The organism is Candidatus Methylomirabilota bacterium (genome assembly GCA_035315345.1).
In the GTDB taxonomy this organism is placed as follows: domain Bacteria; phylum Methylomirabilota; class Methylomirabilia; order Rokubacteriales; family CSP1-6; genus CAMLFJ01.
This window is the reverse complement of the sequence record DATFYA010000069.1, coordinates 1-11,944: the sequence shown is the minus strand read 5'-3', so window position 1 is coordinate 11,944 and position 11,944 is coordinate 1. Positions and strand designations below refer to the sequence as shown.

Below are 11,944 nucleotides of genomic sequence, written 5' to 3'. Positions count from 1 at the left end.
CGGAGCCGTCGGCGGCGCGTCCTCCGCAGGTGCGCACCCCCTCGCCGCGGCTGACCTCGGCCGGCGAGCCCAGGGCCTCGCGCAGGAAGCGGTAGGTGCGGAAGACGTTCGTCTCGGTCCGCGGAGTGTTCCAGGTCCCGTCGCAGCACACCACGAGCTTTCTCGTCATGTCGCCCATGTTCGGCCGAGCCGGCCGGCTTCCGCAATCGAAACTATGCGCTTACAGGACCGCCGGCGGTCGGGACGGTCAGGGCGCGGCGGCGAGCCGCGCCACGTCGAAGCCGTACAGGCGCGCGGTGTTGTCGGCCGCGATCTTGGCCTGCTCGTCCTCCGGCACACCGGCCAGAATCTCGGCGAGGATCTTCCGCGATTGGGGGAAGGTCGATTCGCTGTGCGGGTAGTCGGAGCCCCACATCAGGTTGTCCACGCCGATGGCGTCGCGAAGCCGGATGCCGATCGCGTCCTCCTGAAAGCTCAGGACGACGTTGCGATGGAAGAAGTCGCTGGGACGGGCGTCGCCCGTGAAGCGGTGGAAGGCCTCCTCGTGGCGCTCGCGGTAGGTGTAGTCCATGGTGGAGAGCACGTGCGGCGCCCAGGCCAGCTCGAACTCCACGATGGCGAGGCGGAGCGCGGGATGCCGCTCGAAGACGCCGGAGAAGATCATGTCGCACATCGACGTGGCGGGGTAGAAGGCCTTGGTGGCCCGGCTGGTCGCGTCGCGCAGCGTCCGCTCGCCCGCCCCGCGGATCTTGCCCTGCCGGCGCGTTGCGGTGTGGAGGCTCAGCGGCATGCCCAGCGCCGCCGCGGCCGCCCAGAACGGCTCGTACTCCGGCTGGTCGTAGCGCCGGTGCTCGAGGGGGTACTCGGTGATCATGGCGCCCGCGAAGCCGCGCCGCGCGGCCCGCTCCAGCTCCTGGACGCCCTCCGGCACGTCGTCCAGGTTCACCATGGCGATGCCCTTGAGTCGCGCCGGATCGGTGCGGCAGAAGTCGGCGAGCCAGTCGTTGTAGGCGCGGAAGATCGCCGACATCAGCGCGGGATCGGCAACCTTGAAGTAGAACAGGCCCTGCGAGGGATAGAGCACCTCGCCGGCCACCCCGTCGAGCCGCATGTCCGCGAGGTGCTGCTGGGGATCGTAGCCGCCCCGGTGCACGTCCTCGAAGCGGCCGAGCCCGGAGATCGTCTCGGGCGCCTCGAAGCGGGCCCCCGCATTCGAGATGAGCCCGATTCCCGAGAGGATCTGATCCTCCTCGACCACCAGCTGATCGGCGCCGTCGATCCGCACCAGGCGCGGGCCGCGGGCGCGGAAGGCCCGGTCGATGCGCGTCGTCCAGAGATCGGGCGGCTCGAAGACGTGCGAATCGGAGGAGAGGATCAGTGCCGGCGGCATCGGCGTCTCCTTCCCGGGTTCAATGGCCGGGCCTCACAGGCTGCTGCCGACGCCGGTGAGCCCCTCGATGAACTGATCCAGCACGAGACTGTAGAGGATCGCGATCGGCAGCCCCACCACCAGCGAGCCCGCCATCAGCGAGCCCCAGTAGAAGATGTCGCCCCGGATCAGGGCGGTGGCGAGGCCGACGGTGACCACCTTCTCGCTGCGCGGGGCCACGTACGCCACCGCGTAGAGATACTCCTGCATCGCGAGGGAGAACGCGAAGATCGCGGAGATCGTGATGCCGGCCCGGCTCACCGGCAGGACGATGCGCCAGAGGCTCCCGAGGCGGCTGCAGCCGTCGAGCCACGCGGCCTCCTCGACCTCGAGCGGCACCGTCTTGAAGTAGCCCATCATCTTCCAGGTGCAGAACGGGATGGTGAAGCCGGGATAGACCACCACCAGGGCCCACCACGAGTCGAAGACCCCGAGCGCCCCCACCACCCGCGCGAGCGGGATGAAGAGGATGATGGGGGGCACCAGGTACGTGAGGAAGATGGCGATGCCGAGGTGCTCGGCCCCGGGCAATCGCAGACGGGCGAGCGCGTAGCCCGCCGGCACCGCCATCAGCATGGTGAGGGCGACCACCCAGACCGCGAGCTGCAGCGTGTTGAGGAGCTGCACCGTGAAGTACGTGCTCTTGAACAGCCGCACGAAGTGCTCGAGCGTGGGCGGCAGGTTGAACCAGAGCGGCGGCACGTCCAGGCGATAGAGGTCCGCATCCTGCTTGAACGCGGTGATCGCCATCCAGTACACGGGAAAGACCGCGATGACCACGAACGGCGCGAGGCCGACGTAGACGAGGACCTGACGCTGAACCTCGCGGACTGTCTTGGCGCTCATGAGCCGTGGCCGCGGCGGCCGCCCCCCAGTCTAGGAAAGGACGCCCGGGTGGGCAAGGCGCAATCCCCGCGTCGCGCCGGCGGCCGCTGGTGCGCTATGCTTGCCCGCGATGCGACTTTCGGGGCGGGTGGCCGCGATCACCGGGGGCGCCCTCGGCATCGGGCGCGCCACCGCCCTGCTCTTCGCCGAGGAGGGCGCGACGGTGGCCCTGGGCGACGTCGCCCACGAGGCGGCCGAGACGGTCGCCCAGGAGATCGTCCGCCGAGGCGGCAAAGCGATCGCGGTGGCGCTGGACGTGGGAGACGCGGCCCAGGTGCAGGCCTTCGTGGACCGCGTCGTCGGCGACTTCGGCCGGCTCGACGTCATGTTCGCCAACGCAGGCATCGCCCACTCCGCCCCGTTCCTCGAACACCCCGAGGCCCAGTGGCACCGGGTCCTGCGCGTCAACCTGACCGGCGTATTCCTCTGCGGTCAGGCCGCCGCCCGCCAGATGGTCAAGCAAGGCGGAGGCCGCATCATCACCACCGCGTCGATCAACGCATTCCGCGGCGTCGAGAATCTGGTCGGCTACAACGCGGCCAAGGCCGGGGTCATCGAGCTGACCCGTACGATGGCGGTGGAGCTGGCGCAGCATCGGATCGCGGTGAACGCCATCGCGCCGGCCCAGATCGACACGCGGCTCACCCGCACGCTGCCCGAGGACGCGCGACGGCGGCGGGTGCAGCGCATTCCGATGGCTCGCTTCGGAGAACCGGACGAGGTCGCCCGGGCCGCGCTCTTCCTCGCCTCCGACGAGGCCAGCTTCATCACCGGCCATACCCTCGCGGTCGACGGCGGATACCTGGCCGGCGGCCTCTGGTCGGGCGCGCCGACCGGCCCCGCAGCCGGGTAGCGCGGCCGGGCGCGCGCAGGCTATGGATCAGGCGCTCGACGACGTCACCGTGCTCGACCTGGGCCAGGTCATCGCGATGCCGTTCTGCACCATGCTGTTGGCGGATCTCGGCGCGCGGGTGATCAAGGTCGAATCGCCAGAGCGGGGCCGCGAGCGCGTCTCACTGGGGGTGAAGCGCCGCCGCGACGGCGTCGAGGAGCGAGTGCCGGCCGCGCAGTACCGCGACCGCAACAAGCTCGGCGTCACCCTCGATCTCAAGACCGAGACCGGCGCCCGGCTCTTCCGCGAGCTCTGCCGCCACGCCGACGTGGTGACCGAGAACTGGAGCGTCGGCACCATGGAGCGGCTGCGGCTGGGCTACGAGGACCTGTGCCGGGTCAATCCCCGCATCATCTATGCCTCCATCACCGCGTTCGGGCAGACCGGGCCGTACGCGTCCCAGCGCGGCTACGACATGCTGGCCCAGGCGATCAGCGGCTACATGTCCATCACCGGCTATCCGGACGGGCCGCCCACCCGCTCCGGCCAGTCGATCTCCGACTACAACGCGGGCATGCTCTGCGCCTTCAGCATCGTCTCCGCCCTGCACTACCGGCAGCGCACCGGCCGGGGGCAGCGCATCGATCTGGCCCTGCTCGACAGCCTGATCGTCGCGCTCGACAACCTCGGCGAGCGCTACACGGTAGGCGGTGAGATCCTCACCCGCGCCGGCAACGTCTCGTTCAGCGGCTCTGCGACCGGGATCTACCCGACGACCGACGGCCACGTGGCCATCGCGGCGGCCGCGAGCAATGCGGTGTGGGCGCGCTTCTGCACGGCCATCGACCGCGAGGAGCTGACCCGCGCGCCGGAGTTCGCAACCCTCGCGGCCCGCCGCGACCGGCGCGACGAGATCGCGGCCATCATCCAGGCGTGGACCGCCCGGCGCGCCAAGGCGGAGGTCGTCCGCGCCCTCACCGCGGTCGGCGTGCCGGCCGCCCCGGTCAACAACGTGGCCGAGATGGCGGCGGATCCGCAGGTGCGCGCCCGGGAGATGCTCGTGGAGCGCGACCATCCGCTCTACGGGCACCTCACCACGACCGGCACGCCGCTCAAGCTGTCCGAGACGCCCGGCCGGGTGCGCTGGCTCGCGCCCATGCCGGGCGAGCACAACGAGGACGTGCTGATCGGCCTGCTCGGCCACTCGCGGGCCGACCTCGAGCGCTGGCGCGCCGAAGGCGTGATCTGAGAGCATTGGCGTCATGGACTACGCCCTCGAACACGTGGCCTGGGAACCCTGCATCCTCGAGCGCCGCCCCGACCGGACCCTCGAGACCTACGCGCGACGGAAGCTGGGCGTCGCCAATCCGGCGATCGGCTACTTCTCGCCCGTGCCCTGGATGGCGCGCGGCCTGATCGACCTGCATCCCGAGTACGGCCTGCTGATGCACCTCGATCGGACGGTGTCGGACCTGGTCGCCCTCGCGGTCAGCCAGGAGAACTCCTGTCGCTTCTGCTACTCGGCGGTGCGGGCGCTGCTATGGGCCCAGGGTATGCCGCGGTCCCGCGTCGAGAATCTGGAGCGCGAGCTCACGCGGCCGGACCTGCCGCCGCAGACCGCCGCCGCCATCGCGGTCGGCCGCAGCCAGTCGCGTACCGGGCCATCCGGCGCGCGAGCGGCACGGGAGATGCTCCGTCGGGCCGGGTTCTCCATGGACGAGATGAAGGAGGTCGCCTTCGCGGCGGCCAACACTGATTTCAGCAATCGCGCGCACACGATTCTGGCGGTTCCCACCCGCCCCCTCGAGCGCCTACCGGATCAGCTGCTGGCGCGGCTGTTTCGGCCCTTCATCGGCCGGATCATCCGCAAGCACACCGTTCGGGGCGCGGCCACGCCGCTCTCCCGTGAGCCATCCCCGCCCTACGCCGGCCTCGTGAAGGCCTACGCCGGGTCGCCGATCGCGCCGGCGCTCGTCCAGGTGCTCGACGGCATGTGGGCCTCTCCGCATCTCACGCGGCGATGCAAGCTCTGGATGCTCGCGATCATCGCGCGAGGCCTCGGATGCGACACGTGCGCGCCCGAGATCTCTCACTGCCTGCGCGGGGAGGGCGTGGCGGCGGACACGCTGACCCGGGTGCTGGACCATCTCGACGCGCCCGAGCTCGATCCGGTCGAGCGCCTGCTGGTGCCTTTCGCGCGGGAGACCATCTGGTTCGAGCCGGCCGCGATGCAGCGCCGGGCCCGCGCGCTGCGCGACCGGCTGTCGGACCCTCAGGTCCTCGAGGCGATCGGCGTGGCGGCGCTCGGCAATGGCCTCTGCCGGCTGGGGCCGATGGTGGATCAGCCATGACATGGAGCCTGCTCGACGCGGGGCTGGCCGTTCTCCTGGTCGCACTGGCGGTCGCCCTCTACCGCCAGTACCGGTTGAGCTCGACTCTCCACGCCCAGCTCGAAGCGGCCGCCGCCGAGCTCCAGCATCTGCAAGAGGCCTGTTCGCGGCTGGCGCCGGCCGGCGTGGTGCACCGCCTGATCGCCGACAGCGTGACCGCGCCCACCGAGGCGGCGGAGCGCAAGGTCGTCACCGCGCTGTTCGCTGACCTGGTGGGCTACACCGCGATGAGTGAGCGACTGGAGCCGGCGGTCCTGGCGCGCGTGCTGAACGGGTATTTCCAGCGCATGAGCGACGCCATCCACGAGCATCGCGGGCACGTATCGACCTTCCTCGGCGATGGCATCCTGGCCTACTTCGGCGCGCTTCAGCCGAACCCGTGGCAGTGCAACGACGCGGTGCGGGCGGCCCTCGCCATGCGGGCAGCCATCCGCGAGTACAGTGCCGAGCTCGAGCGGGAAGGCCTGCCGCCCGTCGCGGTGGGCATCGGCATCCACCGCGGCCCGGGGCTGGCCGGCATGGTGGGCTCGCGCGACCGCATGGAATACGCCTTCGTGGGGCGCACCGTGAACATGGCCGCGCGCGTGCAATCGCTCACGCGCATCCACAAGGTGGACATCCTGGTCACGGAGGCGCTGCGGGCCGAGCTCGACACGCGGTTCATGCTCACCCCCATGCCCGCCGAGCCGGTCAAGGGCATCGCCGAGCCGGTGGTCACCTACGCGGTCGGGGAAATGCGGGGCGCGCCACCCACCGAGCCCTAGCTCAGTCCCTCAGCACCTCGCGGAACGACCGGATCGCCTCGATGTGCGCGCGCGGCGTGGCGAAGCCAGCCCGCATCGTATCCACCGCGAGGTGGGTGGCGCCGAGGGCGCGCCACGCCTCCACGCGGCGGCGCACCTCGTCGCGGCCGAGCCCGGCGATGCTGATCCAGGGATCGATGCCGAACTGCTTGCGGTCGCGGCCGGCGGCGGCCAGGTGGCCGTCGAGCTGGCCGAGGTGGGCCTTCATGCGGTCGTCGGGCGGCCGGCCCGCCGGCATCCAGCCGTCGCCGATGCGCGCGGCGCGCTCGAGCACGGCGTCCGCCGCGCCGCCGAACCAGATCGGGATCGGCCGCTGGACGGGCAGTGGATTGAGCCCGGCGTTGTCGATCACGTGGTGGACGCTCCGGTGGGTCACGAGCGGCTCGGTCCACAGCTTCCGTAGCACCGCGATCTGCTCCTCCGAACGGCGGCCGCGGGTCTTGAAGTCCTCGCCGAGCGCCTCGTACTCCACGTAGTTCCAGCCGATCCCGATGCCGAGCCGGAGCCGCCCGCCGCTCAGCACGTCGACCTCGGCGGCCTGCTTGGCCACCAGCGCGGTCTGCCGCTGGGGCAGGATGAGGATCCCGGTGACCAGCCCGAGCCTGGTGGTGACCGCGGCGAGGAAGCCGAAGAAGACCATCGGCTCGTGGAACGGATGCTCCCAGGTGTACGGGCCGGTCAGCTTCGGCGTCCGCTCCGGATGCGCGCCGAGCACGTGGTCGTAGACCAGCAGGTAGTCGTAGCCCAGGCCCTCGGCGGTCTGGACGTAGTCCCGGATGGCCTGCACGTCATTGCCGAACTCGATCTGGGGAAACACGACGCCGAACCGCATGGCTCGCTCCTTTCCGTATCGACACCCGGCGGCGACCGTTCCGTCACTGCCGGCAGGTCGGCGCCATCCTACCACCGCGGAGCGTGCTATCGTGGGCGCCTCGGGAGGAGGCCATGGACAGAACGCTGATCACCAACACGAGCATCTTCGACGGCAGCGGGGCCGCGCCGTACCCCGGCGACGTGATGGTGGAGGGGCCGCGCATCGCGGCGGTGCAGCCGGGGGGCGGGCTGCCGCGGGACGGGGCGCGCATCGTCGACGGCGCCGGCGCGACGCTGATGCCCGGCCTCGTGGAGCCGCACGGCCACGTCAGCTATCCCGACGCGGCCTCCAACGCCGACTTCACGCGCCTGCCGCCCGAGGAGCACGTGCTGATCACCATGCGCAACGCCCGCACCTTGCTCGACTGCGGGTATACCAGTGTGCTGTCCGGCGCCTCCGCGAAGCCGCGCCTGGACATCGTCATCCGCAACGAGATCAACGCCGGCCGCATCCCGGGCCCGCGCTATCTCGCCAACGGCCCCGAGATCACGGTCACCGGCGGTCTCGGGGACGACAACGCCCTGCACCTGCCTCACCTCGAGACGCCGACCTTCGCGTGGGTCGCCGACGGGCCGGACGCCATCCGCCGCGCGTGCCGCCTGCTCGTCCGCGAAGGCACCGATCTGCTGAAGCTGAACATCTCCGGCGACACCGGGCCGCGCTACAGCCGCTCGCAGCGCGCGGTGATGACCGACGCGGAGGTGGAGGCGGCCACGGAGATCGCGCGGGCCGGCGCGGTGCGCGTCTGCGCGCACGCCCGCAGCGCGGAGTCGGTCAAGATGTGCCTGCGGCACGGCGTCGGCATCATCTACCACGCCAACTTCTCCGACGACGAGGCGCTCGATCTGCTCGAGGCCAACCGCGACTGGTGCTTCGTCGTCCCGGCCCTGGGCCTCACCTACCAGGCCTGCTACGCGGCCAGCGCGTGGGGCATGACGCCCGAGAGGGCCCGCGCGCTCGGCATCCGGCAGGAGCTGGAGATCTCGGTGGACACCATGGGGCAGATGCGCAAGCGCGGGATCCGTGTGCTGCCCGGGGGCGACTACGGCTTCGCCTGGAATCCCCACGGCACCTACGCGCGCGACCTCGCCCTCTTCGTGGATCTGCTCGGCTTCTCGCCGACCGAGACCCTCGTGGCGGCCACCCGGATGGGCGGCGAGATCATGGGCCGCGGTGACGAGCTGGGCCTCGTGAAGCCCGGCTATCTCGCCGACCTGCTGCTGGTCGCCGGCGACCCGCTCGGCGACATCCACTGCCTGCAGAGCCGCGACGCGCTGCGGGTCATCATGAAGGACGGCCACCTTCACAAGGCGCCGGCCGAGGCCTGAGCGACCGGGAGGCTCTGCGCCAGGCTAGAGATTCGTCCGATCCGGCCGGCCGATCGCGTAGACGTTGAATCCGATCTGGTGGAGATCCTCCGGGTCCAGCAGGTTCCGGCCGTCGAAGAGGAACGCGGGCCGTTCCATGGCGGCGTGGATGCGCCGGTAGTCCAGCTTCCGATACTCGGCCCAGTCGGTCAGCAACGCGATCGCGTGCGCGCCGTCGGCCGCCTCGTAGGGATCCGGCTCGAAGGTGACCCGCTCCGAGGCGCCGAGCAGCTGCCGCGCCCCGTCCAGCGCCTGCGGATCGGTGATGCAGATCAGCGCCTGCTCGGCGAGGAGCTCCTGGCAGATACGAATGGCGGGCGAGTCCCTCGTGTCCCCGGTGTTGGACTTGAACGCAAAGCCGAACACCGCGATGCGCTTGCCGGCCAAGGTGTTGAACATCACCCGGACCATCCGCTGCACAAAGCGCTCCTTCTGGTACTGGTTCAACGTCACCACCGACTCCCAGTAGCGGGCGACCTCGGGCAGGCCGTGCTGCTCGCAGAGATAGGCCAGGTTCAGGATGTCTTTCTGGAAGCACGAGCCACCGAAGCCGACCCCGGCGCGCAGGAATTCCGGGCCGATGCGCCGATCGGTGCCGATCGCCCTCGCGACCGAGAGGATGTCGGCACCGGTCTGCTCGCAGATGGCCGAGATGGCGTTGATCGAGCTGACCCGCTGCGCCAGGAACGCGTTGGCCGCCAGCTTCGATAGCTCGGCCGACCACACGTTCGCGGTGAGGATGCGCTCGCGCGGCACCCAGCGCGCGTAGACGTCCACCAGCTCGCGCATGGCGGCCTGACCGGCCGGCGTCTCGGCGCCGCCGATGAGCACCCGGTCCGGCCGTTCCAGATCCGCCATCGCGGTGCCCTCGGCGAGGAACTCGGGATTCGATAGCACCTCGAAGCGCTGCTCCGGTCGTCGAGTGCGGAAGATACGCTCCATCGCCTCCGCGGTGCGGACCGGCAGCGTGCTCTTCTCCACCACGATGACCGGTCGCCGCGCGTGCTGCCGGATGGCGCGCGCCGTCTTCTCCCAGTGCTGCAGGTCGGCCGCGCGGCCGGCGCCCTGCCCGAACGTCTTGGTCGGAGTGTTGACGCTCACGAAGATCATCTCGGCCTGGGCGATCTCGGGCTCGACGTCACCGCTGAAGCGGAGGTTCCGGCCGAGCGAGGCGCGCACGACGTCTCGTAGGCCCGGCTCGAAGATGGGGGGCTCGCCCGACTGCCAGGCCGCCACGCGCTCGGCGTTGACGTCGGCCACCACCACCTGCACGTCCGGACAGTGCTTGGCGATCACCGCCATGGTGGGGCCCCCGACGTAGCCCGCGCCGATGCAGAGGATGCGCTGGATCATGGACCGTGACCTGATGCGATCTTAGCCGATGAGCCGCGCGATCATGCCATGGATCGGCGGTTGACGTGCCGCCATGGGCCGGGATAGCATGCCGCTCGGCCGAGCGGCGCGACGTTCGTCGCCACGACCGGGTGCGGCGCGTCTGGTAGGGAGGACATCCATGCCGGGAGCAGTCGTGAAGTGCGTAGGTGTCGTGATGCTGCTGGTGATCGCCACCACGGGCTGTGCCACCCTCGAGTCGAATCCGAAGACGAGCATCGGTTCACTCGGAGGCGCGGCCTTCGGCGGGTTGATCGCGGCGGCGGCGGGCGGCGGCGGCGCGGCCATCGCGGGGGCCGTGATCGGCGGCGCGCTGCTCGGCGCTCTCGGGGGTAGCATGCTGGACCAGCGCGACAAGCGGATGGCCGCGGAAGCCCAGCAGAAAGCGCTCGAGTCGGCGCCCGCCGGTCGGCCGGTGGCGTGGACGAACCCCGACAGCGGACACCAGGGCACCGTCACGCCGGTTCGCACCTACCAGTCGGGCGACACGTACTGCCGCGAGTTCCAGAGCGACGTGGTGATCGGCGGCAAGAACGAGAAGGCCTACGGCACTGCCTGCCGCCAGCCCGACGGCAGCTGGAAGGTTCAGGGCTGAGGAGCGACGCGATGCGTACCGGCCGCTTCTGCCTGACCGCCGCCGCGCTCGGCCTGGTCCTGATCCACGTCCCGGCGGCGGCCCAGACGGCCGCCTCTCCGGACGTACGGGCGTGGATGAGCAAGCAGGACGGAAACGGCGACGGCAAGCTCGATCGCGGGGAGTTCCACCAGGCGGTGGTGGAGGCCTTCTTCCTGCGCGACAAGGACAAGGACGGCTTCCTCGCGATCGCCGAGCTCACCGAAGCTAGCCCCGAAGCGCTGAAGGCGATCAAGCGGAAGGACGACGCCCGCATCTCGCTGCAGGAATACGCCAACGCGCTCTTCAAGGATTTCGAGGCCGCCGACGCCGACTCCGATGGCCTGCTGACCGTCGAGGAGATCGAGGTGTACCGGAAGCGGACCCGGTAGCCGCTCGACGCGCCAAGCTCCGCCCCTCACCGCCCTCCCCGCTGCGCTGCGTTAGATCACGGCGACGCCCTGCGCGAGCAGGCATTGACAGCGTCGACCCGCGGTCGCCTACTTTTCGTGTCTCGCTGGTTTTCAACGTCCGCTCCTGCGGGGCGCCAGGAGGCCCCGACCGCTCGACCGCCACCTCTCGTTCGAGGAGTTCCAGGTTCCTGGGGGCGGAGAAGGCCCCAGGTTCCGACTCAGCACGGGTCGCCCCGGCGCGGTCAGATCCGGCCGGACTCGGGGGCCGCCCTCTGGGAGGTTCGATCATGCACATCGCTCGACTCCGCCTGAAGCACCGATCCGCCCTGAAGCCGCTGTGCTACGTGGCCGTCGCCTTGCTCGTCATGACCGTGCCGCCGAGCGCGCAAGCGGGACCGTTCACCTTGTTCGAGGCGTCGGGTCCCGACGCCGCGTCGATTCAGGCGACCGTCGACGCCTTCCGGGCCGCTCTCGGCGATCCGAACAACGGCAACACGCCGGGTCCGCTGACCAGCGGCCGGCGTGAGATCAACTGGGACGGCGGCGGGCAGTCCATCACCGATTCCGACACGCCGTTCACCGGGTTCCAGGGCCGGGGCGCGGTGTTCACAACCCCCGGCACCGGATTCATCCAGGCGCCGCCCTCCCTCCTCGCCGCGGACTCACGGTTCGACCCGAGCTACGCCAGCTTCGCCACGTTCAGCGACCCGCGCGTGTTCTCGCCGCTCGGCAGCCCGTCCACCACCATGACCTTCTCGGTACCTGGAACGGCGTTGGCGGCGACCACGATCGGATTCGGCGCGGTCTTCTCGGACGTCGATTCGTCGGCGAACGCCTCCCTCACCTTCCTGAACCGTCAGGGCGTGTCGCAAGGGACGTTCCCCGTGCCGGCCGCCGACAACAATGGCCTGTCGTTCCTCGGGCTGATCTTCCCGAATCTGCCCTT

The 11,944-nt window shown here is 70.5% G+C and carries 12 protein-coding genes; 8 read left to right on the top strand and 4 right to left on the bottom strand.

Translation table 11 applies throughout. From position 1 onward, the window contains the following. Positions 1 to 247 precede the first annotated feature (247 nt). Positions 248 to 1,390 (bottom strand): amidohydrolase family protein, encoded by a 1,143-nt coding sequence (locus tag VKN16_08095; GenBank protein HME94159.1) that lies wholly within the window; start codon positions 1,388 to 1,390, stop codon positions 248 to 250. Between the two features lie 33 nt (positions 1,391 to 1,423). Beyond that, a complete protein-coding gene (locus VKN16_08090) occupies positions 1,424 to 2,275 on the bottom strand; it encodes a carbohydrate ABC transporter permease (GenBank protein ID HME94158.1) in 852 nt (283 codons plus the stop codon). Between the two features lie 109 nt (positions 2,276 to 2,384). Here VKN16_08090 and VKN16_08085 point away from each other — a divergent pair, with 109 nt between their 5' ends. Genes VKN16_08085 through VKN16_08070 form a run of 4 tightly spaced genes read left to right on the top strand, consistent with a single transcriptional unit; the run spans position 2,385 to position 6,300 of the window. Then, entirely contained in the window at positions 2,385 to 3,167 is a 783-nt protein-coding gene (locus VKN16_08085) for an SDR family NAD(P)-dependent oxidoreductase (protein HME94157.1), read from the top strand. A gap of 22 nt (positions 3,168 to 3,189) precedes the next feature. Next, entirely contained in the window at positions 3,190 to 4,395 is a 1,206-nt protein-coding gene (locus tag VKN16_08080) for a CoA transferase (protein HME94156.1), read from the top strand. 13 nt (positions 4,396 to 4,408) lie between these two features. Continuing rightward, positions 4,409 to 5,497, top strand: coding sequence for a hypothetical protein (locus VKN16_08075; protein ID HME94155.1), 1,089 nt, complete (start codon positions 4,409 to 4,411; stop codon positions 5,495 to 5,497). Then, complete coding sequence (locus VKN16_08070; protein ID HME94154.1) at positions 5,494 to 6,300, top strand: adenylate/guanylate cyclase domain-containing protein; 807 nt, start codon at positions 5,494 to 5,496, stop codon at positions 6,298 to 6,300. The genes VKN16_08075 and VKN16_08070 overlap by 4 nt, the downstream gene beginning before the upstream one ends. Position 6,301: 1 nt before the next feature. Here the strand turns inward: VKN16_08070 and VKN16_08065 are convergent, their stop codons facing one another. Further along, positions 6,302 to 7,171: an LLM class F420-dependent oxidoreductase gene (locus tag VKN16_08065; protein HME94153.1), complete on the bottom strand. Its 870-nt coding sequence runs from the start codon at positions 7,169 to 7,171 to the stop codon at positions 6,302 to 6,304. A 113-nt stretch (positions 7,172 to 7,284) separates the two neighbouring features. Here VKN16_08065 and VKN16_08060 point away from each other — a divergent pair, with 113 nt between their 5' ends. Then, positions 7,285 to 8,541 (top strand): amidohydrolase family protein, encoded by a 1,257-nt coding sequence (locus VKN16_08060; GenBank protein HME94152.1) that lies wholly within the window; start codon positions 7,285 to 7,287, stop codon positions 8,539 to 8,541. Between the two features lie 24 nt (positions 8,542 to 8,565). Here the strand turns inward: VKN16_08060 and VKN16_08055 are convergent, their stop codons facing one another. Continuing rightward, positions 8,566 to 9,933, bottom strand: coding sequence for a nucleotide sugar dehydrogenase (locus tag VKN16_08055; protein ID HME94151.1), 1,368 nt, complete (start codon positions 9,931 to 9,933; stop codon positions 8,566 to 8,568). A 160-nt stretch (positions 9,934 to 10,093) separates the two neighbouring features. On the opposite strand from VKN16_08055, the gene VKN16_08050 reads away from it, so the two are divergent. From VKN16_08050 to VKN16_08040, 3 genes are all read left to right on the top strand, one after another. Beyond that, the gene (locus VKN16_08050) at positions 10,094 to 10,567 is read left to right on the top strand and encodes an RT0821/Lpp0805 family surface protein (GenBank protein HME94150.1); all 474 of its coding nucleotides are present in this window, start codon (positions 10,094 to 10,096) and stop codon (positions 10,565 to 10,567) included. An 11-nt stretch (positions 10,568 to 10,578) separates the two neighbouring features. Then, positions 10,579 to 10,977 (top strand): hypothetical protein, encoded by a 399-nt coding sequence (locus tag VKN16_08045; protein HME94149.1) that lies wholly within the window; start codon positions 10,579 to 10,581, stop codon positions 10,975 to 10,977. A 386-nt stretch (positions 10,978 to 11,363) separates the two neighbouring features. Next, on the top strand, positions 11,364 to 11,944 hold a 581-nt coding region (locus tag VKN16_08040), incomplete at its 3' end, for a hypothetical protein (GenBank protein HME94148.1).

Coding starts and splice junctions, on each gene's coding strand:
- VKN16_08095 (HME94159.1), bottom strand. CDS start 1,390: ATGCCGCCGGCACTGATCCTCTCCTCCGATTCGCACGTCTTCGAGCCG.
- VKN16_08090 (HME94158.1), bottom strand. CDS start 2,275: ATGAGCGCCAAGACAGTCCGCGAGGTTCAGCGTCAGGTCCTCGTCTAC.
- VKN16_08085 (HME94157.1), top strand. CDS start 2,385: ATGCGACTTTCGGGGCGGGTGGCCGCGATCACCGGGGGCGCCCTCGGC.
- VKN16_08080 (HME94156.1), top strand. CDS start 3,190: ATGGATCAGGCGCTCGACGACGTCACCGTGCTCGACCTGGGCCAGGTC.
- VKN16_08075 (HME94155.1), top strand. CDS start 4,409: ATGGACTACGCCCTCGAACACGTGGCCTGGGAACCCTGCATCCTCGAG.
- VKN16_08070 (HME94154.1), top strand. CDS start 5,494: ATGACATGGAGCCTGCTCGACGCGGGGCTGGCCGTTCTCCTGGTCGCA.
- VKN16_08065 (HME94153.1), bottom strand. CDS start 7,171: ATGCGGTTCGGCGTCGTGTTTCCCCAGATCGAGTTCGGCAATGACGTG.
- VKN16_08060 (HME94152.1), top strand. CDS start 7,285: ATGGACAGAACGCTGATCACCAACACGAGCATCTTCGACGGCAGCGGG.
- VKN16_08055 (HME94151.1), bottom strand. CDS start 9,933: ATGATCCAGCGCATCCTCTGCATCGGCGCGGGCTACGTCGGGGGCCCC.
- VKN16_08050 (HME94150.1), top strand. CDS start 10,094: ATGCCGGGAGCAGTCGTGAAGTGCGTAGGTGTCGTGATGCTGCTGGTG.
- VKN16_08045 (HME94149.1), top strand. CDS start 10,579: ATGCGTACCGGCCGCTTCTGCCTGACCGCCGCCGCGCTCGGCCTGGTC.